The following is a 22384-nucleotide window of genomic DNA, read 5'->3' on the forward strand; positions in this document are numbered from 1 at the left end:
CCAGTGCCCTTCACCCGTTGGGGTGGGGAGCCTCAGTGGGCGCGGTTGACGGCGGAGACGAGCGCGCGCAGCGATGCGGTGGTGATCGAGGTGGCGATGCCGACACCCCACACGACCTTCGTCGACCCGTCGGGCAGCGTCACCGCGGCCTCGACGTAGGCGGCGGCCTGCGCGTCGTCGCCCGCGGACATCGCGTGCTCGCTGTAGTCGAGCACCCGCACGTCGAAGCCGATGGTGCCGAGCGCGTCCACGAAGGCGGCCAGCGGGCCGTTGCCGGAGCCGGCGATCTCCTGCTCCTTGCCGTCCACCTTCACCACAACGGAGATGGCGTCGACGCCGCCGTCCACCTCGGACGCCGTCACCTTCTGCCGCATCCGCTCCAGCGGGTTGATCGGGGCCAGGTACTCCTCGTTGAAGACGTCCCACATCTCCTTCGGGGACACCTCACCGCCCTCACCGTCGGTGATGCGCTGCACGGACTGGGAGAACTCGATCTGCAGCCGCCGCGGCAGTACCAGGCCGTGGTCGGCCTTCATGATGTAGGCGACGCCGCCCTTGCCGGACTGCGAGTTCACCCGGATCACGGCCTCATAGGTGCGGCCGACGTCCTTCGGGTCGATCGGCAGGTACGGCACCGCCCAGACAATGTCGTCGACGTCGGCGTCCTGCGCGTCCGCCGAGAACTTCATGTCGTCGAGACCCTTGTTGATCGCGTCCTGGTGGCTGCCGGAGAACGCGGTGTACACCAGGTCGCCGCCGTACGGGTGCCGCTCGGCGACGGGCAGCTGGTTGCAGTACTCGACGGTGCGGCGGATCTCGTCGATGTTGGAGAAGTCGATCTGCGGGTCGACGCCGCGGGTGAACATGTTCAGGCCCAGCGTCACCAGGCAGACGTTGCCGGTGCGTTCACCGTTGCCGAACAGGCAGCCCTCGATCCGGTCCGCGCCAGCCTGGTAGCCCAGCTCGGCCGCCGCGACCCCGGTGCCGCGGTCGTTGTGCGGATGCAGCGACAGGATCACCGAGTCGCGGCGCGCCAGGTTGCGGTGCATCCACTCGATCGAGTCGGCGTACACGTTCGGGGTCGCCATCTCGACGGTGGCGGGCAGGTTCAGGATCACCGGATTCTGCGGGGTCGCGCCGAGCACCTCGGTGACCGCGTCACACACCTCCTTGGCGTACGACAGTTCGGTTCCGGTGTAGGACTCGGGGGAGTACTCCCAGCGCCAGTGGGTGTCGGGGTACTTCTTGGCCTCCTCGAGCACCAGCGCGGCCGCGTCGGTGGCGATCTTCTTGATCGCGTCCTTGTCGGCGCGGAACACGACCCGGCGCTGCAGGATCGAGGTGGAGTTGTAGAAGTGCACGATCACGTTCTTCGCGCCCTGGCAGGCCTCGAAGGTGCGGGTGATCAGTTCCGGCCGCGACTGGGTCAGCACCTGGATGGTGACGTCGTCGGGGATGGCGTTGTCCTCGATGATCTCGCGGACGAAGTCGAAGTCGGTCTGGCTCGCGGACGGGAAGCCGACCTCGATCTCCTTGTAGCCCATCCGGACCAGCAGGTCGAACATGCGGCGCTTGCGGGCCGGGCTCATCGGGTCGATCAGCGCCTGGTTGCCGTCCCGCAGGTCGACGGCGCACCACTGCGGCGCCCGGTCGATGACCCGGTCGGGCCAGGTGCGGTCGGCGAGGGTGACCTCCTCGACCTCCTCCGCGAACGGCCGGTACCGGTAGGTCGGCATCGAGGAGTTCTTCTGGGTGTTCCACGCGGGCTGATCGGCGGGCGCGGGCTTGGACGGCGGCGTGATGGTGCGCGAACCGGAAGTAAAGGCGTCGGCGGGTGACATTGACGAATCTCCGAAATGAGGGGACGGGTAGTCCAAAAGGTGAATCGACCGGCGCGACTGAACCCCGCGACGGGAGCCGGTCTGGATCAGACCCCGTCGCGGCAGTTAAGGAGGAGCGCCCGCTGCATGAACGGCAGTCTACCCGCACGCCGGTTCGGTGCGCCGGGTGACCGGCAGCGTGTCGACCCGCCCCGGCGGCAGCTCGCGCCGTTGCTGGACGCTTGTTTTACGAATTCTCCACGCGGCCGTGACCGTTTCGTTAGTGTGTCCCGGTCAGGGCGGATTCGGCCCCCTGTCAGGGATTTCTCTTGGAAGCGAGAGCGTCATGGCGGTACTGAACAGAGGACGACACCGGATCGCTGCCCGCCTCGGCGCGGTGGCCGCGGGAGCGGGTCTGATCGCGGCCGGACTGGCCGTGGCGGCGCCGGTGGCCTCCGCGGACACCATCGTCGGCGGGTGCACGATCGTGTCGACCCCGACGGCGGCCACGTTCACCAATTGCCCCGGCGCGACCCTGCAGGGTGCCGACCTCGAGGGCGTCGACCTGTCCTACGCGAACCTGTCCGGCGCGAACCTGCTCGGCGCGAATCTCGAGGGCGCGAAGCTCGAGAACGCGAACCTGTCCCAGGCGAACCTCTACCTCGCCCACGCCTCCGGCGCGAACCTGGAGGGCGCGAATCTCGAGCAGGCCACCCTGGTCAGCGCGGATCTCACCGACGCGACGCTGGTGAACGCCAAGCTGACCGGCGCCAAGTTCCACGAGGCCAAGATCCTCGGCGCGAACTTCGCTGGCGCGACCGGCGCCGACCTGGCCGGTGCGATCACCACCGGGGGCGGCAGCGCCGGCGGCTCGCTCGATCTGGGCGGCGGACCGCTGATCGACCTCGGGAACCTCACCGATCTCAGCTTCACCGGGTCGACCAACCACTCGCAGGTCGGCTGACCGCCAGACACCGACGAACGGACCTCCGCGACCGCGGGGGTCCGTTCCGCATTTCCGGTGGCGATATCAGTCGGGGAGCTGCCGCATCTCGACGACCGTCAGGCCGAGCGTGTCGAAGCGCGCGAGCATCGCGCGCAGCGCCCCGTCGTCCTCGATCGGGCCATAGAGCCGGGTGTAGTCCCCGGTGCCGTGCGAGCGCGCCAGTTCCGGGAACGCGGCAAGCGCGCGTTCGGACAGCTCGCCCCGCAGCAGGAATTCGTAGCGGGTCCGCCTGTGCCGGGGCTGTGTCACGGTCGCGGCCTCCTAGGGGCGGAGCGGGGGAGTGGGTGAATCCTCTTCTCCCACTGTCCCCAGTGGCCGCGCGCTGCGCCTCACCCGCGGGTGATGAGATGCCGGGTCACAGCAGCCCGAGCCCGCGTGCCGTGGTGATCGCGTCCCGTCGGGAACCGACCTCCAGCTTGCGGTAGATGCCGCGCAGGTGCGTCTTGACCGTGTTCACCGAGACGAACAGGTCGGCCGCGATCTGTTCCGCGGTCCGCCACGAGGGCAGTTCCAGGAGCAGTTCCATCTCCCGCGCGGTGAGCGGGTTCGGGGCGGCGGCCTCCGCCGGTATCCGGGACAGGATGTGGCCGACGAAGTCCTCATGGCTGCCGAAACGGCCACGGTGACGGCCGAGCAGGTCGCGGATCCCGGGGCCCGCCTCGGCGAACGGAAGCACCAACGACTCCGGCTCGGCGAGGATCACGGCCTCAAGCAGCGCGTCCCGAACCGCGATCGACTGGTTCTTGCCGTCCGCGATCGCGGCCTCGGCGAGCCAGGCGCGGATCATCGTGGTCACCGCGGTGCAGGGGGTCGCGCCGGTGAGGACGGGGGCGAGCTGGGAGCGGGCGGAGTCCGGACGTCGGCGGTGCAGATCGTGCAGGGCGGCGATCACCGCGGCGTCGCCGGCGGACGGCCACCGGCCCGCGGTGAGCTGACCGACCACGTCGGGGAGCCCGTTCGACTGACCGGAGTCCAGCAGCGCGCGATGCACGGCCGGGGCCATCAGTGCGGTCACGCCGGGGGGCAGCGGGCGGCGGTGCGCGAGCAGGAACTGGTCGCGGGCGTCGGTGCCCCGGGTCGGGTGGCCGTCGGTTCCGCCGGGGGCGAGGACCGCGGCCAGGCAGGACACCGCCGACGCCACCGTCGGGTTCGGGGCACCGGTCAGCTCGGGAACGCAGCGGGCGGCCAGGTCGGCGGGATCGGCGTCCAGGCGCAGCGTTCGGCCCCACACCGCGAGCAGGTCGAGCAGCCGGAAGTCGACGCTGTCGGTGAGGCCGTGGGTGCGGGCGAGCGCGGCGCCGTCACGGTGCAGTCGGACGATCTCGGAGGGGCGGCACCGGCACGCCGCGACCGCGGCCAGGGCCATCGTCGCCTCGAGTTCGAGGGCGGGTGCGCGGGACGAACGCGCGGTGTCGAGCCCGTCGTGCAGGTGCTGCTCGGCGTCGTCGAGACGGCCGAGGCACAGTTCGGCGCTGCCCTCCGCGATGGTGGCGTAGGCGTCGACGTCGGGTTCACCGCACGGGGTGCCCGCTTCCCGTTGCAGGGTGTCCAGCGTCCGCTCGATCCCACCCCTGCGCAGGGCGAGTCGAAGCCGCAGCGCCCGTTCGAGACGCCTCTCGGCGCCTCGGAGTGCCGGGGTGGCCGCGCGGGCGGCGAGCGTCGACGCCGCGGCGGCCTCGTTGCCCCGGTCGAGTTCGGCGGCGGCCCTGACCAGTTGGGCGATCGGGGCCGACCGTACCCGGCGGGTGGCCCGATCGAGCACCCCGGTCACGGTGTCAGCGTGACCCCGGAGCACCGCACCGAACCCGAGCCCCGACAGCAACCTCAGCAGGGCCTCGTCGTCGCCCGCATGCAGGGCATGCTCCAGCGACCGGGCATCCGCGCCGGACGCGGCAAACCATTGGGACGCAACGCGTTCGAGGTCGGCGACGGCGCGGCGACCGCGCCGGGACGCCTCCGCCCGCAGGTACTCCCGGAGCAGCGGGTGGTAGCGGTACCAGCCGGGGGCACCCGCGACCGGTTCGACGAGCAGGTTCTCCCGCCCAAGCATGTCGATCACCCGGTGGGCGTTCGGGTTTCGGGACAGTGATTCGGCGAGTTCGGCGTTGAATGCGTCCGGAATCGAGGTTTCGACGAGGAAGTCGCGGGTGTCGGGATCGAGTCGGTCCAGCACCTCGTCGACGAGATAGTCGGCCACGACGCGGTTGTCGCCGCTGAAGTCGGCGATCATCGTCGTGTGGTCATCGTGGTGGGCGAGCGAGATCGCGGCAAGACGCAGGGCGGCGGCCCAGCCGTGGGTGCGGTCCTGGACGACAGCGAGATCCTCCGGGGCCAGTCGCACGTCGTGCTCGGCGAGCAGTGCCGCCGCCTCGTCGTCGGTGAACGCGAGATCGTGGGGCCCGATGTCGAGGACCCGCCCGTCGAGCCGCAGGCGGTGCAGGGCAACCGGGGGTTCGAACCGTCCGGACAGCACCGTGCGCAGGGTCGGTGGCGCCCAGCGCAGGAACGACGCGAGGTCCTCGAGGGTGTCCGGGTCGTGCAGCAGGTGCACATCGTCGAGAACCATCACGATCGGCACGCCCAGTTCGCCGAGGACGGCGGCTGCCGCGGCGGAGAAGCCGGGGTCGTCGGGACCAGGGAGGGCAGGTAGCGCGGCGGTGATCTCGGCGTCGCCGATGGCGTGCAGTGCGGCCAGCGCGGCGGAGCCGAACGCGGCGCGACCGTTGTCGCAGGCCTCGACGGTGAGCCACGCGAGTCGGGGCGGGTTCGTCCGGTGTGAGACCGCGTCGGCCCAGTTCGCGAGCAGGGTCGACTTGCCTGATCCGACGGGCCCGCTGACCATCGCGACGGTGACCGGCGCCGAGTCCGGGGTGGTCATCGCGTGGCTGAGCGACTCGATCAGCCGCGGCCTGCGCTGCGGCGGTCGCGCGTGCAGCGGCGGTCGGGTGCGGTGGTGGTTCCACGGTGCGTCGGTCATCCCTTTGGTCTCCCCTCCAGGTCCTCGCGGGGCGACCGCGGTGCGCACGCAGGTGGGCACCGCGATATCGACCTTCGTCGCTGTCGCCTCACGAAGACTAGGTCGGATGGTCCGGTTCCGCGCGGCGGAACGACGCGCGACACCACCGGCTGTTGCCGAAATGAGATTCGAATTGCAGCGGATCGTTATTATCGATGGGTAGTGGGATCAGTGAACTCGTGGTGAACGAAGGGTTCGCTCGGGTGCGTCGAAAGCGTCGGTGATCCACTGGTATTCGGCGTTCGCTGCGGCCAACTCCGCAGGTCTGGGCGGGCGCGCAACCAGTCGGCGAACCCGCTGTCGGGCGCGCTTGCCGGGGCGTTTGACGTCGGTGTGGCGCGCGCGCCGCTACGCTCGGCTCAGCGCCGTCGATCGAGAGGACCGGTCCCATGAGCAATCTCGAGGCCCGCCCGGACGAGGTCGTCTGCGCGAGTCGTGACGGCACCGCGCCGCGGCTGCTCGACTACCGGGAGGTGCCGCTCGGCGGCGCGCGTGCGATGACCGTGCGCCGATCGCTGCCGCAGCGCGGCCAGACCCTGATCGGGGCGTGGTGCTTCCTGGACCACTACGGCCCCGACGATGTCCGCCGCAGTGGCGGCATGCGGGTCGCCGGGCATCCGCACACCGGGTTGCAGACGGTGTCCTGGGTATTCAGCGGCGAGATTGAGCATCGGGACACCACCGGCGCGCACGCGATCGTCCGGCCAAGGGAGGTCAACCTGATGACCGCGGGATCCGGGATCGCGCACTCCGAGTACTCCACCCCCGACACCGCCATCCTGCATGGCGTCCAGTTGTGGGTCGCGCTGCCGGACGAACATCGTTTCACCGCACCGGCTTTCGAGCACTACGCGCCGCCGGTGCTCGACGTCGAGGGCGCGCAGGCGGTGGTGTTCCTCGGCAGCCTATTCGGCACCACGTCGCCGGTGCGGACCTTCACGCCGCTGCTGGGCGCCGAGTTGACGCTCCGGCCCGGGCAGACACTGCGGGTGCCGCTCGACGGATCGTTCGAGCACGGCGTCCTGGTCGACAGCGGGTCGGTCGAGGTGGCGGGCGTCGCCGCGACCATCGGGCAGTTGGTGCACCTGCCCGCGGGCGCCTCGGAGGTGGACCTCGTTGCCGCCGGTGACGGTCCGGTGCGGCTGCTGCTGCTCGGCGGCGAACCGCTCGGCGAGCAGATCGTGATGTGGTGGAACTTCGTCGGCCGCAGCCACGACGAGGTCGCCGGGTTCCGGGCGGACTGGCAGAGCGAACGCGCCAACCGGCCCGCGGCGGACGGCAGGTTCGGTCCGTTCCCCGGTGAGTGGGACGAGACGATCCCGGCGCCGATGCTGCCGAACGCCCGGCTCCGGCCGCGCGACTGAGCGGCTCGCATTGAATGGGGGTTCATGGTCGAGTCCGCGGCGGCGGATGACACATGAACCCCCATTCAACGCATCGCCTCATCCTTCGGAGGTGAAGCGACGGCCAGGAGTTCCGGCCACTATCGGACGCGCCGCAAGTTTCGGACTGCTGAGGTGATGTCGATGGATCGTGGTGCCGCGAAGACTGCCGCCCACCGGGGGTGGTGGCTGTTCGCCTCGTTGGACGGCTACAACCGGAAGTGGCTGCGACCGGACATCGCTGCCGGCCTGACGGTCTGGGCGGTGCTGATCCCGGAGAGCCTCGCCTACGCCACGATTGCTGGTGTCACCCCGGTCGTCGGCCTGTACGCGGCGATTCCAGCGCTGATCCTGTATGCGGCACTGGGCAGCTCCCGGCACCTCGTGGTTGGACCGATGTCGGCGACTGCCGCGTTGTCCGCCGCGATCATCGCCCCGGTCGCCGGTGGCGACGGCGGGCACTACCTGGCGCTGTCGGCGGTGTTGGCGATCTTGACCGGGATCGCCGGTCTGCTGGCCGGACTGTGCCGTCTCGGGTTCGCGGCGTCGTACATCTCCGAGCCGGTGCTGAAGGGCTTCATCGTCGGTTTGGCGTTGACCATCATCGTCGGCCAGGTGCCCAAGCTGTTCGGTATCGACAAGGCCGACGGCGACTTCTTCGAACAGTCGTGGGGTGTGCTGACCCACCTCGGCGACACCCAGTGGCCGACGCTCGCGGTCGGTGTCGTCAGCCTGGTGCTGGTGCTGGTGCTCAAGCGGTGGCTTCCCCTCGTGCCCGGCTCGCTGGTGGTGGTATTGCTCAGCATCCTGGCCGTCGCAGTGTTCTCGCTCGACGAGCACGGCGTCGACATCGTCGGTCACATCGAGTCCGGGCTGCCATCGCTCGGACTGCCGGAGGGAGCCGCGTGGCATGACTACTACGACCTCGCGGGCCCCGCATTCGGTGTGCTGCTGATCGGTTTCGCGGAGGGCCTCGGCGCCGCGAAGACGTACGCGGCGAGGGCCGGATACGAGATCGACGCGAACCGTGAACTGCTCGGTCTCGGCGCCGCGAACCTCGGCTCCGGGCTCAGCTCGGGCATGGTCGTCAATGGCAGCCTGTCCAAGACCGCGGTTAACGGCGCTGCCGGGGCAAAAACTCAGGTCAGCGGGCTGGTGGTGGCGGTGCTCACCGTGCTCACCCTGCTCTTTCTGACCGGACTGTTCGAGCAGCTGCCCGAGGCCACGTTGGCCGCGGTCGTCATCGCCGCGGTGATCGAACTGGTCGACATCGCGGCGCTGCGGCGCCTGTATCGGGTGTGGTCCCGCCAGCTCGGCACCATCTACGGGCTCGCCGCGCGGGCCGACTTCCTCGGCGCGCTCGCCGCACTGCTCGGTGTGCTGCTGTTCGACACGCTGCCCGGACTGGTCATCGGGATCGCGGTGTCGATGTTGCTGCTGCTGTACCGCAACTCGCGCCCGCACGTTGCCGACCTCGGGCAGGAGGGCTCGGTGTGGGTGGACGTCGAGCGTCACCCCAACGCAACGAGCCCCGCGGGCGCCGTCGTCGTGCGGGTCGAGGGCGGCCTGTTCTTCGCGAATGCCGACTTCGTGAAGGACACCGTCTCGCGGCGCTGCACCGAGGCAACGCGGGTCGTGGTGATCGACGCGGAAACCTCGCCATACATCGACGTCAGCGCAGCGGAGATGCTGGTGCAGCTACAGGCCGCACTGCGGCGTGACGGGATCGAACTGCGCATCGCACACGACATCGGGCAGGTTCGGGACGTCCTCGCCGACGTCACGCGTGCGGGTGAACGGCTCGCGGTGTTCGGCACGGTGGACGAGGCGCTGTCCGCCCCCTCGGGGAACGTGCCGCCCGGAGGCTGGAGGGAGAACCGATGACCACTACCCGCGCGACCGTGGAACGTCCGGACCACCAGGGATTCGCGGCGGGCACCTCGCTCGGAGCAGCGGTACTGCTACTGACCGTGGGCGTCCTGTCGATGTGCCAGGGAATTTCGGCGATTGCTGGCGACCGGCACCTCGTCGTCGGGGTCGACTACACCTATGCGCTCGACGTCGTGGCCTGGGGCTGGATTCACCTGACACTGGGAGTGGTCCAGGCGATCTCGGCATTGGGACTGATGAAGGGCAGCATGTGGGGGCGGGTCGCGGCGGTCACCTTCGTTGCGGTGTCGTTGTTCACGAACTTCCTCTGGCTGCCCTACTACCCGGCCTGGGCCTTCGCGATTATCGCCCTCGACGTCGTGGTCATCTGGGCAGTCACGATATGGAATCCCGACGGGCGGTGAGCCAATGGACGGTGAGATGAGATCGACACAGTGGTCGTCGGCGCGCAACGGCGCGATCCGGGAGGCCATACACGCGTTCGTGGTCGCATGCGAGAGCCGAGTAGACGACGAAATACCCTGGACCGCAGCCGATTCGGAGGCCGGGCCACCGTGCCCATGATCGAGTTGCTGTCGGAGTCGAGACGGTGAGCGCGTGCCGATCGGGCAACCGGATGCGCGAGCGGAGGCTGAAGTCCATGAGGTCGAATCGTCGAGCCGTTCGCGGCTGGATCCGCGATCGGATGCCGGAACGCAGGCACCTCAAGAATGACCTGATCGCCGGGCTGCCCGGCGCGATCGCCAGCGTTCCGGACGGGATGGCGTCCGGGGTGCTGGCCGGCGTCAGCCCGGTGCACGGCCTGTACGCCAGCTTCGCGGGGCCGCTGTTCGGCGGGATGCAGACCAGCACCAAACTGATGGTCGTCACCACGACCGGCGCCTCCGCGCTTGCTGCCGGTTCGGCGATCGCCGATGTGCCCGAGTCGGATCGCGCCGACGCCTTGGTCCTGCTCACCCTGATCGCTGGCGCGGTGATGGTCGCCGCCGCGTTGCTGCGGCTCGGCCGGTACACCCGGTTCGTATCGCATTCGGTGATGACCGGGTTCCTCACCGGCATCGCCGTCAACATCGTGCTCGGCCAGCTGTCGGATCTGACCGGGGCGTCGGTGTCCGGATCCGTCGCGCTGGCCAAGGCTGCCGACCTGATCACCAACCCGACGCGGATCGACTGGCCGTCCCTGGCTACCGGTGTGCTCGCGCTGCTGCTGCTGGTCGTGCTCGCCAGGACCCGCGTCGCGCTGTTCGGTTCACTTGTTGCCCTTGTGATCCCGTGTGTGCTGGTGGTCGTGCTCGGGTGGGACGGCGTCGCGCGGGTCGCTGACGGCGGCGCGATCCCCACCGGGTTCCCGATGCCGCAGATCCCGGATCTGGGCCTGCTGTCGGCGCCACTGGTCGGCGGCGGGTTCGCGGTCGCGGCCATCATTCTGGTGCAGGGCGCCGGTGTCGCGGAGGCCGCCCCGAACCGCGACGGCTCCCGGTCGCTGCCCGACCAGGACTTCTCCGCGCAGGGCGTCGGGAACCTCGCGTCCAGCCTGTTCGGGGGGATGCCGGTCGGCGGGTCGGTCGGGCAGACCGCGGTCAACGACGCCGCCGGGGCGAAGGGGCGGTGGGGGGCGGTGTTCTCCGGGATCTGGATGCTGGTGATTCTGGTGCTCTTCTCCGGCCTGGTCGGGAAGGTCCCGATGCCGACGCTGGCCGCGGTGCTGATTGTCGCGGGAATCGGCTCGATCCGGCCCGCCCAGATCCGGTCGATCATCTCGAGCGGCCCGACGTCGATCATCGCGCTCGTCACCACCTTCGTTGCGACGCTGCTGCTTCCGGTGACCGCGGCGGTCGGGATCGGCGTCGCGCTGTCGCTGTTGCTGCAGCTCAACCAGGAAGCTGTGGACCTGCGGGTGGTGCGACTCGAACTGGATGCGGACGGGCGGTTGGCGGAGGCGCCGGTGCCGACGGAGTTGGGGGACCGTGAGGTGATGATCCTCGACGTGTACGGCAGCCTCTTCTACGCGGGTGCGCGGACGCTCCAGGTGCAGCTGCCCGACCCGGGCGCCGCGGATTCGCCGGAGGTGATTCTGCGGTTGCGGGGTCGAACGACATTGGGCGCCACCTTCTTCAAGGTGATCGCCGAGTACGCGGGTCGCCTCGACGCGGTCGGTGGCAGGTTGTACCTGAGCGGTCTGGCGCCCGAGGTGCTCGAGATGTGGGACGCCGAACGCCTGGACAGTCAGGGTGTCGCGCTGGAGGTGTTCAGCGCGACACCGGTTCTCGGTGAATCCACCATGCGCGCGCTCGCGGACGCCGAGAGTCGCCTGGTCCGCCGCGCCCGCCGGTCCGATGCCGACGGGCCGGGGGGCCCGTCCGGTTCTCAGGAGGAGTGAGATGGGCGATCTGATCGCACTGTTGGTGCCGGAGATGATCGGGCTGATCATCACCCCCGCCGCGATCGCGGGGTGCATCCTGCTACTGCAGTCGGACAACGCGATCCGCAATGCGCTGAGCTTCGCGGCCGCCTTCCTGTTCGTGTACACGGCGATCGGGGGCGCCGCCCTCCTCGGCGGCGCGGGTGATCCGTCGGCCACCTCGCGGACGGTGTCACACTGGATCGGCCTTGTCGTCGGTCTGCTGTTCCTCGCCGTCGGGCTGGTGCAACTGTCGCAGCGGAAGAAGCTGGGTGCGGAGAAGCCGAAGTGGATGGTCGAACTCGAATCGGCGACACCGCGGCGGTCCTTCCTGCTCGGTCTGGTGCTGGCCAACCTCAACCCGAACCTGTTCATCATGCTGTCGGGCATGAGCATCATCGCCAGCTACGGCTCCACCTGGCCGCAGGCATTGATCGGCACCGCGCTGCTGCTCCTGGCCGCAATGCTCGACTTCCTGATCCCGGTCGGCGCGTACCTGCTGCTCGGTGACCGGGCCAGGCGGGTCCTCGACGCGGCGAAGGGCTGGATGGTCGGCCGTAACAAGGAACTCGGGGTTGCGGTGTTCCTCGGATTCGGCCTGCTCTTCACGATCCGGGGCCTGACCGCGTTGCTGTGATCGCCGTTGCCGGTTCCCCCGGCGGCCCCTAACTTGGAGTCATGACGGCGGAGCTGCGAGCCGACCTGGTGTGCGAGGGCGGCGGGGTACGCGGCATCGGGCTGGTCGGTGCCGTGGACGCGCTCGCCGAGGCGGGGTACAGCTTCCCTCGGATCGCCGGATCCAGCGCAGGCGCGATCGTCGCGGCACTCGCGGCGGCGTTGCAGCGGGCCGGGGAGCCGCTGACCGCGCTGCGCGAGATCATCGCGGGAATCGACTACCGCAAGTTCGAGGACACCACCCTGCTCGGCAAGATCCCGCTGGTCGGCGGCGTGCTCTCGCTGGTCACCACAGACGGCGTGTACCAGGGCGACTACCTCGAAAAGTTCCTCGGCGGCATCCTCGATGATCTCAGGGTGCGCACGTTCGGCGATCTCCGCACCGGCGATGTGTCGGAGCGACACGGGTGGGCGCTGGTGGTCGCGGCTACCGATCTGTCCCGCCGCCGCCTGGTTCGGATCCCGTGGGATCTGCCCGGGTACGGGGTCGACGCCGACGAGTTCCCGGTGGCGCGGGCGGTCCGGGCGTCGTCGGCGATCCCGTTCCTGTTCGCTCCGGTGCGGGTCCGCGGCGCGACGTGGGTGGACGGCGGGCTGCTTGCTAACTTCCCGATCGACCTGTTCGACAGGGAACGGGGCGCGGCCCGCTGGCCCACCTTCGGGATCCGGTTGTCGGCACCGCCGGGTGTCCCGCCGACCCACCCGGTGCGGGGGCCGCTCTCGCTCGGTCTCGCGTTGGGGATCGCCGCGGTCGGCATCCTGTTCGGGAATCAGGACGCCGCCTACGTCGACGATCCGTGCACGGTGCGGCGGACCGTGTTTGTTCCGTCCGGCAGCGTCAGTCCGATCGACTTCCGGATCGACGCCGCAAAGTCGGCCGCCCTGTACGAGAGCGGCGTGACCGCGGGCCGGGAGTTCGTCGAGGCGTGGGACTGGGCCGCGTTTCGGGCGGACTGCGTGCGGGCGGGTTCCGGCGCACGACCCGCCCGTCGGACGCACCGACCGTGAACCGGGGCGACATCCCGGGTCGCTCAGCCCGCCGGTGCGGGGTCCGCGTAGCAGTCGCGCACGGCGACATCCATCGGGAAGCGGACGGCTGTGTCGCCGAACAGGAGTCGGGTCGCGGCCGCCGTCGCGTCGAGGACATACCCGGTCGCCGCCGCCGCGTCACGGCAGTGCACCACCACCTCGTCGTGCTGGAAGAACACCAGTTCCGCGTCGGGTACCTCGGCCAGCCGGCGGCGGAGTTCGGCGAGCAGGCACAGTGCCCACTCCGCGGCGGTGCCCTGGACAACGAAGTTCCGGGTGAACCGGCCACGCGCGTGCGCATCGCCGTGCGACCACCAACTGTCGTCGGGCGGGGGGCAGGCCCGGCCCAGCCACGAGTGCACCACCTCGCCGCGTTCACCGGCCCGAGCCGCCTCCTCGACGTAGCGCACCGCCGCGGGAAATCTCCTGCGCAGCAAGGTGAGAAGGTATTTCGCCTCACCTGCGGTGGCACCGTACAGCACCCCGAGGATGGCGACCTTCGCCTTCGCGCGGTCGCCGTCGAACACCTCCGCGGCGACCGGGGCATACAGGTCGTCGGCCCCGGCTGCGGCGACCATCCGCGGGTCGCCGGACATCGCGGCCAGGATGCGCGGTTCGAGCTGCCCGGCGTCGGCGATGACCAGCGTGTGCCCGGGGTCGGCGATCACACTGGCGCGCACCGGTTTCGGAATCTGCAGGGCGCCGCCACCGCGGCTGGCCCAGCGTCCAGTCACCACCCCGCCCGGCACGTACACCGGGCGGAACCGGTCGCCGCGCACCCAGGCGTCGAGCCACCCCCAGCCGTTTGCGGAGTGCAGCTTCGCCAGGTCCCGGTACCGCAGCAACGGCGCCGTCGCCGGGTGGTCCACCTCACGCAGCACCCACGCCCGGGTGGACGAGAGATCGACACCGTCGCGGGCGAAGGCCCCCACCACCTCCTGCTGCGATGCCGGGTTCACCCGCCTGCCGAACGCGGCGCTGACCTCGTCGGCCGCCTCCCGCAGGCGTACGGGGAGGACCTCCCCGGGGACGCGGGGCCCGAGCGCGGCCTCCAGCAGTCGCAGATGGGCGGCGGTGGAGAACGGCAACCCGGCATGGCCCATTTCCGCTCCGGCCAGCGCGCCCGCCGATTCCGCCGCAACCAGCAGGCGCAGGCGGGCATCCGTGCCGATCCGCGCGAGCTGATCGGCGTGCTCGGCCAGTGCCGCCGCCGGGTCCACCGGCGGGGCGGCGTCGAACAGGGCGGGGCGGGTATCCGCCGGAGGCGCACTCGGGTGTACCGGTCGCCCGTCGCGGGTTCCCAGGATTGCGCCGGTCAGGGCGAGGTCGTGGCAGCGGTCGACCCGCAGACCCGCCCGCAGCACCTCCGGATACACCCTCGCCGTGTCGGGCCACACCCAGCGCGGGCGCTCCGGCTCGAGCGCCCGGACCGCCGCGGCGGCGTCCGGGAACTCCGCCGGGGTGCCGGTCGCGGTGCCGTCGTCGCCGGTGCGGATCGCGACCACCCGGTCGCGTCCCGGCGTCAGCACCACCCTCATGGCGCCCAGTCTCGCCGATCCCTCCGACACCCGCTCCACGGCTGAGTCCGGGGACCAACCAATTAGTACATCGATTGCTGAATTCAGAAACAGATGTACTATTGCTGCGTGGTGATCCCGACGCAGCATGACGCCCTCGCCCGATTCGGGCACGCCCTCTCGGATGCGACGCGGGCCCGAATCCTGTTGGGTCTGCGCTCCGGGCCCGGGTACCCGTCCCAGCTGGCCGACGAGCTCGGGGTGTCGCGGCAGATCCTGTCCAACCACCTCGCCTGCCTGCGCGGCTGCGGACTGGTGACGACCGTTCCTGAGGGTCGGCGCAGTCGGTACGAACTGGCCGACCCCCGGATCGGTCACGCCCTCGATGACCTGCTCGGGCTGGTGCTCGCCGTCGACCCGAGCTGCTGCCCGGACGCCGACACCGGCGAATGCTGCTGACCCGACCACCGAGGGGATCGATTCGATGACGCGAATGACCGAGACCGCGCGCGCCGTGTACCGCGGGGAGATGGCCGCGGCGAGGGGGGCAACGACCGCCCAGACGCGGTGGCGGCACCTGGAGCGGGCCCACATCGCCTCCCAGCCGGATCCGTGGCTGCACACCTGCAACCACGTCGCCATGTTCGTCCTCGCCGTGCGCCAACGCGACCGACGCGAAGCGCTGGGGCAGGTGCTGCGGATCGCCGTCGCCGCACCCGGATCGCTGGCTGGCCGCTTTCCGGACGGCAACACCGGCCGTGTCGCCGCCGGCCTCCGGACCCCGATGCCGATTCCGGCGGACCTGGCGGAGTTGCTGTCGCGGTGACGCAGGCCGGTCCAGCTCACCGACCCGGTCGGGTACGCCTTGGCGAGAGCAGCGGCAGCGGGTACTGCGCGGCACCGCCGAGCAGTGCCGCCAGCGGCCACCCCGATGCGCTCCTGCACCGCACGCACGCGCATCCGTCGGGCAATGTTCAGCGGGTTAATCGTGGCGGGGAAACGGCCCCCGCGCAGCGGCGTGACGTCGGCGGCACGGCTGGGTGCGGGCGGCGCCGACCCCGTCGGTAAGCTTGACCATCGGACTTCCTACAACGGACCCCAAACCCGGAGGTTGATTGGCGTGGCGCTCGTCGTCCAGAAGTACGGCGGATCCTCGGTGGCATCCGCCGAACGCATCCGACGTGTCGCCGAACGGATCGTGGAGACCAAACGCGCGGGCAACGACGTCGTCGTCGTCGTGTCCGCGATGGGTGACACCACGGACGAACTGCTGGATCTTGCGCAGCAGGTGTGCGGCACCCCCCCGGCCCGCGAGATGGACATGCTCCTGACGTCGGGTGAGCGGATTTCCAACGCCCTCGTCGCGATGGCTATTCACGGCCTCGGCGAGGAGGCCCGGTCGTTCACCGGCTCGCAGGCTGGCGTCATCACCACCGGCGCGCACGGCAACGCGAAGATCATCGACGTCACCCCGGGACGCGTTCGCGACGCGCTCGACCGCGGGTCGATCGTGCTGGTCGCCGGCTTCCAGGGCGTCAGCCAGGACAGCAAGGACGTCACCACCCTCGGGCGCGGCGGCTCCGACACCACCGCGGTCGCCCTCGCCGCGGCGCTCAAGGCGGATGTCTGCGAGATCTACACCGACGTCGACGGCATCTACACCGCCGACCCGCGGATCGTGTCCGACGCGCAGCGGCTCGACACCGTCTCCTTCGAGGAGATGCTGGAGATGGCGGCATGCGGGGCGAAGGTCCTGATGCTGCGCTGCGTCGAGTACGCCCGCCGCTACAACGTGCCCGTGCACGTCCGCTCCTCGTACACCACCAAGCCCGGCACTATGGTGTCCGGATCGATGGAGGACATTCCCGTGGAAGAAGCCATCCTCACCGGCGTCGCACACGACCGCTCGGAGGCCAAGGTCACCGTCGTCGGCCTGCCCGACGTTCCGGGGTACGCGGCCAAGGTGTTCCGCGCCGTCGCGGAGACCGAGATCAACATCGACATGGTGTTGCAGAACATCTCGAAGGTGGACACGGGCAAGACCGACATCACCTTCACGCTGCCGCAGACCGACCTGCCCGCCGCCGTCGCGAAGCTGACGGAGCTGCAGGGCGAGATCGGGTTCTCCGAGATCCTGTCCAACGAGGCGATCGGCAAGGTGTCCCTCGTCGGTGCCGGCATGAAGAGCCACCCCGGCGTCACCGCCACCTTCTGCGAGGCGCTCGCGGAGGCGGGCATCAACATCGATCTGATCTCGACCTCGGAGATCCGGATCTCGGTGCTCGTCGACGAGGGCGACCTCGACGACGCGGTGCGCGCGATCCACAAGGCATTCGATCTGGGCGGCGACGAAGAGGCCGTCGTCCACGCAGGAACGGGACGGTAACCCCATGGCACTGACCATCGCTGTCGTCGGCGCCACCGGACAGGTCGGCGCGGTCATGCGCACCCTCCTGGAGGAGCGCAACTTCCCCGCCGACACGGTGCGGTTCTTCGCGTCCGCCCGGTCCGCGGGAACCACGCTGCCGTTCCGCGGCAAGGACATCGTCGTCGAGGACGCCGCCGCGGTTTCCGACGAGGACCTCAAGGGCATCGACATCGCGCTGTTCTCGGCCGGTGCGACGCTGTCGCGTGCGCAGGCCCCCCGGTTCGCCGCCGCTGGCGCCACCGTCATCGACAACTCGTCCGCGTGGCGCAAGGACCCCGAGGTCCCGCTCGTGGTCAGCGAGGTGAACCCGGAGGAGGCGAAGAACCCGCCAAAGGGCATCATCGCCAACCCGAACTGCACCACGATGGCCGCGATGCCGGTGCTCAAGGTGCTGCACGACGAGGCGGGCCTGCAGCGGATGATCGTGTCCAGCTACCAGGCGGTGTCCGGCAGCGGTCTTGCCGGTGTCGAGGAGCTCGTCGGCCAGGTCCGCGCGGTCGTCGACAACGCGGAGAAGCTCGTCCACGACGGTTCCTCCGTCGATTTCCCTGCACCGAACAAGTACGTCGCGCCGATCGCCTTCGACGTCATCCCGCTCGCAGGCGCGCTCGTCGAGGACGGCAGCGGCGAGACCGACGAGGACCAGAAGCTGCGCAACGAGTCCCGCAAGATCCTCGGCGTTCCGGATCTGCTGGTCAGCGGCACCTGCGTCCGCGTCCCGGTGGTGACCGGGCACTCGCTGTCGATCAACGCCGAGTTCGGCAACCCGCTGTCGGTGGAGCGGGCGAAGGAACTGCTCGCCGACGCGCCCGGCGTCGAGCTGGTGGAGGTGCCGACCCCGCTGGCCGCCGCGGGCAAGGACCCGTCGCTGGTCGGTCGCATCCGTCAGGATCCGGGTGTCCCCGGAGGCCGCGGCCTCGCGCTGTTCGTGTGCGGCGACAATCTCCGTAAGGGTGCCGCGCTGAACACCATTCAGATCGCGGAGCTGCTCGTCGGCTAGTCCGACACGCCAGCCTCTACTCCGTTCCCCGATGCCGCGTCGGCTCACCTCAGGTGACCCGACGCGGCATCGGGGAACGTGCGTTTCCGGGTGTCCGTCGAACGATCGAATCCCAGCTCCATGACGTGGTCCTTCGGCTGTGACAGGTGTTGCCTGAGTAACACCTGTGCGACCACTGCCGACGTAATGCTCGTCCAATGCGAAATGCATGGCGGGGGCAATGCCGCCCCGGAGTCGTTCGGCTGCCGGGGTTTTCGCATGAGGGCGATGACCGGCCCGGCGCACACGCCGTCGGGGGGACCGCAGCCTTCAGCAGGAAGGCCGGAAGGTGGGGACATGACACGTCGTTCGACGGCAGGGGCACACCGGATTCGGACCGTGGCGGCGGCCGCGACGGTGGCGCTCGGCGTGGCGGTGAGCGCGCCAGCCATGGGGTGGGCGCAGGAGCCGGTGGAGGGCAGCGGCCCAGAACAGACCACACAGACCAGCAACACCGATGGTGCCTCCGCGGGGGACGCCGGGACCACGAACGAGTCTGGATCCGGCGACCAGCCGCAGCCAGCCGATCAGTCGCAGCCGGGCGATCAGTCGCAGCCGGGCGACCAGCCGCAGTCCGGTGATCAGCAGTCCGGCGGGCAGCAGTCGGGCGGGGACCTGCAACAGGGCGGCGCGGGGACCGCGGGCTCGGCAGGAACGGGCAGCGTAGGTAGCGGCGGGGGGACCGGCAGCACCGGCGGGGCGACCGGGAGCGCTGGGACGGCCGTCGACGACGCCGCCATCGCCGAGGCAGAGGCCAAGGCGAAGGCCGCCGCCGAGGCAGCGAAGAAGGCCGCCGCCGAGGCCGCGACGTCGGGGGACGCCTCGGCCGTCGCCGCGAAGGAGGCCGCCGCGGCCACCGAGGCGATGACCAAGGCCAGTGTCGAGGCGACGAAGGCCGCCGTCGAGGCGAACCGGGCGCAGGAGCAGGCGACGGCCGCGGAGGAGGAAGCGGTCACGGCCGAGCGGGCGGCGACCGACGCGAACGCCGCGCTGGCGACGGCCGAGCAGGCGGCCGCGGACGCCCAGGCCGCCGCCGACGAGGCGAAGAAGACCGCCGACGAGCTGGCGAAGGCCGCGGAGGGCACCCCCGACGGCTCCGCGGAGCGGGCCGCTGCCGACGCCGCGCGGGCGGACGCGGACCAGAAGAAGTCCGCCGCCGCCGCTGCCCAGGCGGACGTGGACACGAAGAAGAAGCTGGCCGACGCGAAGTGGCAGGAAGCCGAGACCGCGGTGAAGAAGGGGAAGATCGGCAAGGCCATGGCCGCTGCCTGGGAAGCGGCCAAGGCGGAGCACGAGGCCGAGTTGCTTCGAACGAAGGCCGTCGCCGCCGAGAAGACCGCCGCCGCAGCGGAAGAGGCGGCCAAGGCCGCGGAGCAGACCGCCGCCGACGCCACCACCACCGCCGACGCCGCGACGAAGGCCGCGCAGGATGCCGCCGCCGAGGCAAAGGCCGCGCAGGACGCCGCCGACGAGGCGAGGGCTGCCGCGGACCTAGCCGGTCAGGAGGCGGCCGCCGCGGGCGAGACCGCCACCGACAAGCGGGCCGCCGCCGACGCCGCCAGCAAGGCCGCCGCGGAGAAGGCCACCACGGCCGACGCCGCCGCCGCGAAGGCGCAGGAGCTGTACGTGGCTGCCGAGCAGGCACAGGCCGCGGCCGATGAGGCGAAGGCGAAGGCCGACGAGGCCGCCACGGCGGCCGAGGCGGCGCAGGCGGAGTCGGACAGCGCGACGAAGGCAGTCGAGGACCTGAAGAAGCAGGCCGCCGAGGACATCGCCGCGGGGACCGACCTCGGCGACACCGATGTCGTCATCGGTGACACCACCACGCCCGGTACCGGGGTCACCCAGGTCGGCGACAACATCGCCGTCGTCGAGAAGACCGGCGTCAAGCTCGTCGGGTTCCGCAACACCGCGGGCGCGTTCGAGGTCGTCGACTACCTCACCACCGATGCCTCCGGGGCGACGGCCCTCGGCGGTGGACTTCCTCCGGTCGATCTCGCGCTCGGCGACTCCGCGGACGGGTCCGGCTCCGCCCTGCCGATCGTGCTCGGTCTCGGCCTCGCGGGTGCGGCGGGGGCCGCCGGTGCGATCGCCTGGCGTCGACGGCAGGGCGGCGGTGCCGACACCGCCGCGTAGGTTCGGCGTCCTGCTCGCGGTGGGGCTGTCGTGCCTGCTCCTCGCGTGCGGGGGGCAGGGCATCGACCCGCCCGAACGCGCGCCGGTACGGCCGCAGATCGACGCGGCCGCACCGGCGCCGTTCGTCGCGCCCGCCGAACCGAACCACATCGAGCTGCGCAGCGGGGCCGGGATGACCTATCTGAGCAGCGCGCTGCACCCCGACCCGCTGTGGCGGGACGGGCAGCGACTCGATCCGGTCGACGAGCGTCCGGTGTGGTGGGCCGAGAGCGGGATGCCGGGGAGTGCGTCGACGCAGACCGCGGTCGTGGTGGGGCACAACTACTCTCGCCGCGAGGCGCCGTTTCGCGCACTGCGCGTGGTCGAACCGGGGGACCGCGTGCTGCTGCGCACGCCGTCGGGTGTGCTCGAGTACGCCGTCGAGACGGTCGGGCCGCTGCCGAAGGGGTCGCTGCTCGGTGAGCACGAGCTGCGCGCCCCGGTGGCTGGCCGGTTAATCCTGGCCAACTGCGACGTCCGGGACGGGGAGCCGACCGACGACAACTTCGTCGTGGTCGCGCAACTGGTCGGACGCTGACCGCGGGTCAGGGGAGCCGGAGGCGGGGGACCGGGGGCCGGTCCGGCCGGGCGGATGCCGCGGGCTCGTCGAGCTCGGTCACCAGGTGCTCCGCCCACGCGATCAGGCCGGGGACGTCGAGGGCGTGCGGCGGGTTCGCGGTGTGCGCACCGAGCAGATCGGCGCCGCGGCGCAAGGACCTCGCCGCGGCGTCGTTGTCGCGACGCGTCACCTGCGTGAGTCCCTCGGTCAGCAGCGCCAGACCCTGCCACAGTTCGAGTTCGTCGTCGGGCGCCGACGCCGCGGCCCCGGCGAGCAGCGTCGCCGCCTCCTCGGGGGCGCCGTGGTCGAGCAGGCGCTGCGCCTCGGTGACGGTGGCAGCCGGAGCGAACCTCGGAGGCAGGTCGGTCATGCCTGCACGCTAGCCGGTGCGCTCGGGGTCGGGAAGGAACCGGCGCGCGGCGTCGTCGGCGGCTGGGGGCTCCGGGCCGCGCAGCAACCTGCCGACGACCCCCTCGTCGAGGGCGAGGGCCTTCACGACCACGGTCGCCGCGACAACGACCCCGGACTGGATGAACAGCCAGGTGATCGCCGTGAACACCAGGCCGAGTTCGCCGAACTTCTGGGACGCCGAGGAGGAGGCGAGCGGCAGGTAGACCGCGCCCGCGATTCCCAACACGGTCAGCCCCGCCGACGAGGCGCCCGCCGTCGCCCACAGCACCCGACCGGCCAGCCTCCCCTCGGTGAGCAGGTACGGGACCGCGGACCAGAGCAGGAACCAGACGGTCGCGGACCCGGCCACCGCCAGCGGCGGCCCGATCCAGTCGACCGAGTCGATGTTGCGCACCCACCCGAGCAGGCCGATGGCGCTGGCGACCGCGATCAGCACGGCAACCCAGCGCCACCACCCGCGGATCGTCAGCGGCGGCACCCCCCAGACCCTCCCGTACACCCGGCCGAGTGCCCGCGCGAAGGAGGTGCCGCTGAGCAGCACCATGAGCACGCCGATCAGGCCGAACGCGGCGAAGGTCGGGGGACTCGACTCGACGGTGTCGGCCGTGATTCGGGTGACCGTGGTCAGGGCGCCCGGGTCGATGCCGAGCTGGTCGGACAGGGATTCCGAGACGGCGCCGAGGTTGCCGATCGTGCCGATCGCGATGATCACCGGCAGCACCGAGGTGAACTCCTGCGCGGCGAGCGTCATGGATCGATCACCCAGTTCGATGTCGATCAGCCCCCTGATCACCCGGCTGACGGTTCGGCCCGGTGCGGTGCGCCGCATCCATCCCTGTGCCGACTGCTTCTGGACTTCGAGGGCTTCCCGTGCCAACGCGACGGAGAGCTTCGTGGATTTCATCATCGCGGCCGCCGCCCTTGCGCGTTCCCCGGAGATTCGATGGCCGGGCCGATTCAGAACAGGATGGCGACGAGGATCGGGGCCGCGGTCAGGACCAGGGCGACGACGACGATGGCGGTGACAACCTTGATT

19 protein-coding genes are annotated in these 22384 nt (G+C 70.7%); 13 read left to right on the forward strand and 6 right to left on the reverse strand.

The window, feature by feature from the left end; genetic code table 11:
* Positions 1 to 32: 32 nt before the first annotated feature.
* Positions 33 to 1841, reverse strand: a complete 1809-nt coding sequence (gene leuA, locus ACWF62_RS03860; protein ID WP_378507691.1) for a 2-isopropylmalate synthase — start codon at positions 1839 to 1841, stop codon at positions 33 to 35.
* A gap of 325 nt (positions 1842 to 2166) precedes the next feature.
* Here leuA and ACWF62_RS03865 point away from each other — a divergent pair, with 325 nt between their 5' ends.
* Entirely contained in the window at positions 2167 to 2784 is a 618-nt protein-coding gene (locus ACWF62_RS03865) for a pentapeptide repeat-containing protein (RefSeq protein WP_452629450.1), read from the forward strand.
* A gap of 66 nt (positions 2785 to 2850) precedes the next feature.
* Here ACWF62_RS03865 and ACWF62_RS03870 read toward each other — a convergent pair whose 3' ends face one another.
* On the reverse strand, positions 2851 to 3075 hold the full coding sequence (locus tag ACWF62_RS03870) for a hypothetical protein (protein WP_378507693.1): 225 nt from the start codon (positions 3073 to 3075) through the stop codon (positions 2851 to 2853).
* Between the two features lie 106 nt (positions 3076 to 3181).
* Complete coding sequence (locus ACWF62_RS03875) at positions 3182 to 5803, reverse strand: LuxR C-terminal-related transcriptional regulator (RefSeq protein ID WP_378507694.1); 2622 nt, start codon at positions 5801 to 5803, stop codon at positions 3182 to 3184.
* Positions 5804 to 6231: 428 nt separating this feature from the next.
* Between ACWF62_RS03875 and ACWF62_RS03880 the strand changes: the two genes are divergently transcribed.
* The 6 genes from ACWF62_RS03880 (at position 6232) to ACWF62_RS03905 (ending at position 13198) form a co-directional block, all read left to right on the forward strand.
* A complete protein-coding gene (locus ACWF62_RS03880; protein WP_452629451.1) occupies positions 6232 to 7206 on the forward strand; it encodes a pirin family protein in 975 nt (324 codons plus the stop codon).
* Positions 7207 to 7368: 162 nt separating this feature from the next.
* Positions 7369 to 9108: a SulP family inorganic anion transporter gene (locus tag ACWF62_RS03885; protein ID WP_378507696.1), complete on the forward strand. Its 1740-nt coding sequence runs from the start codon at positions 7369 to 7371 to the stop codon at positions 9106 to 9108.
* Complete coding sequence (locus ACWF62_RS03890; RefSeq protein WP_452629452.1) at positions 9105 to 9518, forward strand: DUF7144 family membrane protein; 414 nt, start codon at positions 9105 to 9107, stop codon at positions 9516 to 9518. Before ACWF62_RS03885 ends, ACWF62_RS03890 begins: the two co-directional genes overlap by 4 nt.
* Positions 9519 to 9754: 236 nt before the next feature.
* Complete coding sequence (locus ACWF62_RS03895; protein ID WP_378569852.1) at positions 9755 to 11494, forward strand: SulP family inorganic anion transporter; 1740 nt, start codon at positions 9755 to 9757, stop codon at positions 11492 to 11494.
* A 1-nt stretch (position 11495) separates the two neighbouring features.
* Positions 11496 to 12152, forward strand: coding sequence for a GAP family protein (locus ACWF62_RS03900; RefSeq protein ID WP_378569853.1), 657 nt, complete (start codon positions 11496 to 11498; stop codon positions 12150 to 12152).
* A 41-nt stretch (positions 12153 to 12193) separates the two neighbouring features.
* The gene (locus ACWF62_RS03905) at positions 12194 to 13198 is read left to right on the forward strand and encodes a patatin-like phospholipase family protein (protein WP_452629453.1); all 1005 of its coding nucleotides are present in this window, start codon (positions 12194 to 12196) and stop codon (positions 13196 to 13198) included.
* Positions 13199 to 13221: 23 nt separating this feature from the next.
* Here ACWF62_RS03905 and ACWF62_RS03910 read toward each other — a convergent pair whose 3' ends face one another.
* Entirely contained in the window at positions 13222 to 14757 is a 1536-nt protein-coding gene (locus tag ACWF62_RS03910) for a bifunctional 3'-5' exonuclease/DNA polymerase (RefSeq protein ID WP_452629454.1), read from the reverse strand.
* 93 nt (positions 14758 to 14850) lie between these two features.
* Between ACWF62_RS03910 and ACWF62_RS03915 the strand changes: the two genes are divergently transcribed.
* The 6 genes from ACWF62_RS03915 (at position 14851) to ACWF62_RS03940 (ending at position 20916) form a co-directional block, all read left to right on the forward strand.
* Positions 14851 to 15195 carry an ArsR/SmtB family transcription factor gene (locus ACWF62_RS03915; protein ID WP_378569856.1) on the forward strand — a complete coding sequence of 115 codons (345 nt, stop codon included), beginning with the start codon at positions 14851 to 14853 and terminating at the stop codon, positions 15193 to 15195.
* Positions 15196 to 15220: 25 nt separating this feature from the next.
* A complete protein-coding gene (locus tag ACWF62_RS03920; protein WP_378507703.1) occupies positions 15221 to 15562 on the forward strand; it encodes a DUF3703 domain-containing protein in 342 nt (113 codons plus the stop codon).
* 294 nt (positions 15563 to 15856) lie between these two features.
* Positions 15857 to 17122 carry an aspartate kinase gene (locus ACWF62_RS03925; protein ID WP_378507704.1) on the forward strand — a complete coding sequence of 422 codons (1266 nt, stop codon included), beginning with the start codon at positions 15857 to 15859 and terminating at the stop codon, positions 17120 to 17122.
* 4 nt (positions 17123 to 17126) lie between these two features.
* Positions 17127 to 18164, forward strand: coding sequence for an aspartate-semialdehyde dehydrogenase (locus ACWF62_RS03930; RefSeq protein WP_378507705.1), 1038 nt, complete (start codon positions 17127 to 17129; stop codon positions 18162 to 18164).
* Positions 18165 to 18500: 336 nt separating this feature from the next.
* Positions 18501 to 20339 carry a hypothetical protein gene (locus ACWF62_RS03935; protein ID WP_378507706.1) on the forward strand — a complete coding sequence of 613 codons (1839 nt, stop codon included), beginning with the start codon at positions 18501 to 18503 and terminating at the stop codon, positions 20337 to 20339.
* Entirely contained in the window at positions 20320 to 20916 is a 597-nt protein-coding gene (locus ACWF62_RS03940) for a class F sortase (RefSeq protein WP_452629455.1), read from the forward strand. The genes ACWF62_RS03935 and ACWF62_RS03940 overlap by 20 nt, the downstream gene beginning before the upstream one ends.
* A gap of 7 nt (positions 20917 to 20923) precedes the next feature.
* On the opposite strand, the gene ACWF62_RS03945 is transcribed toward ACWF62_RS03940, so the two are convergent.
* Complete coding sequence (locus tag ACWF62_RS03945) at positions 20924 to 21307, reverse strand: DUF309 domain-containing protein (RefSeq protein ID WP_378507708.1); 384 nt, start codon at positions 21305 to 21307, stop codon at positions 20924 to 20926.
* A 9-nt stretch (positions 21308 to 21316) separates the two neighbouring features.
* The gene (locus ACWF62_RS03950) at positions 21317 to 22252 is read right to left on the reverse strand and encodes a hypothetical protein (protein ID WP_378507752.1); all 936 of its coding nucleotides are present in this window, start codon (positions 22250 to 22252) and stop codon (positions 21317 to 21319) included.
* Between the last annotated feature and the right edge of the window lie 132 nt (positions 22253 to 22384).

This window comes from Rhodococcus sp. NPDC054953 (genome assembly GCF_053609225.1).

Excerpts from the sequence above, each read along its gene's own strand:
- ACWF62_RS03945 (WP_378507708.1), bottom strand. The coding sequence starts at position 21,307 with ATGACCGACCTGCCTCCGAGGTTCGCTCCGGCTGCCACCGTCACCGAG.
- ACWF62_RS03920 (WP_378507703.1), top strand. The coding sequence starts at position 15,221 with ATGACGCGAATGACCGAGACCGCGCGCGCCGTGTACCGCGGGGAGATG.
- ACWF62_RS03875 (WP_378507694.1), bottom strand. The coding sequence starts at position 5,803 with ATGACCGACGCACCGTGGAACCACCACCGCACCCGACCGCCGCTGCAC.
- ACWF62_RS03880 (WP_452629451.1), top strand. The coding sequence starts at position 6,232 with ATGAGCAATCTCGAGGCCCGCCCGGACGAGGTCGTCTGCGCGAGTCGT.
- ACWF62_RS03885 (WP_378507696.1), top strand. The coding sequence starts at position 7,369 with ATGGATCGTGGTGCCGCGAAGACTGCCGCCCACCGGGGGTGGTGGCTG.
- ACWF62_RS03900 (WP_378569853.1), top strand. The coding sequence starts at position 11,496 with ATGGGCGATCTGATCGCACTGTTGGTGCCGGAGATGATCGGGCTGATC.
- ACWF62_RS03930 (WP_378507705.1), top strand. The coding sequence starts at position 17,127 with ATGGCACTGACCATCGCTGTCGTCGGCGCCACCGGACAGGTCGGCGCG.
- ACWF62_RS03890 (WP_452629452.1), top strand. The coding sequence starts at position 9,105 with ATGACCACTACCCGCGCGACCGTGGAACGTCCGGACCACCAGGGATTC.
- ACWF62_RS03935 (WP_378507706.1), top strand. The coding sequence starts at position 18,501 with ATGACACGTCGTTCGACGGCAGGGGCACACCGGATTCGGACCGTGGCG.
- ACWF62_RS03910 (WP_452629454.1), bottom strand. The coding sequence starts at position 14,757 with ATGAGGGTGGTGCTGACGCCGGGACGCGACCGGGTGGTCGCGATCCGC.
- ACWF62_RS03915 (WP_378569856.1), top strand. The coding sequence starts at position 14,851 with ATGTACTATTGCTGCGTGGTGATCCCGACGCAGCATGACGCCCTCGCC.
- leuA (WP_378507691.1), bottom strand. The coding sequence starts at position 1,841 with ATGTCACCCGCCGACGCCTTTACTTCCGGTTCGCGCACCATCACGCCG.
- ACWF62_RS03895 (WP_378569852.1), top strand. The coding sequence starts at position 9,755 with ATGAGGTCGAATCGTCGAGCCGTTCGCGGCTGGATCCGCGATCGGATG.
- ACWF62_RS03905 (WP_452629453.1), top strand. The coding sequence starts at position 12,194 with ATGACGGCGGAGCTGCGAGCCGACCTGGTGTGCGAGGGCGGCGGGGTA.
- ACWF62_RS03865 (WP_452629450.1), top strand. The coding sequence starts at position 2,167 with ATGGCGGTACTGAACAGAGGACGACACCGGATCGCTGCCCGCCTCGGC.
- ACWF62_RS03950 (WP_378507752.1), bottom strand. The coding sequence starts at position 22,252 with ATGAAATCCACGAAGCTCTCCGTCGCGTTGGCACGGGAAGCCCTCGAA.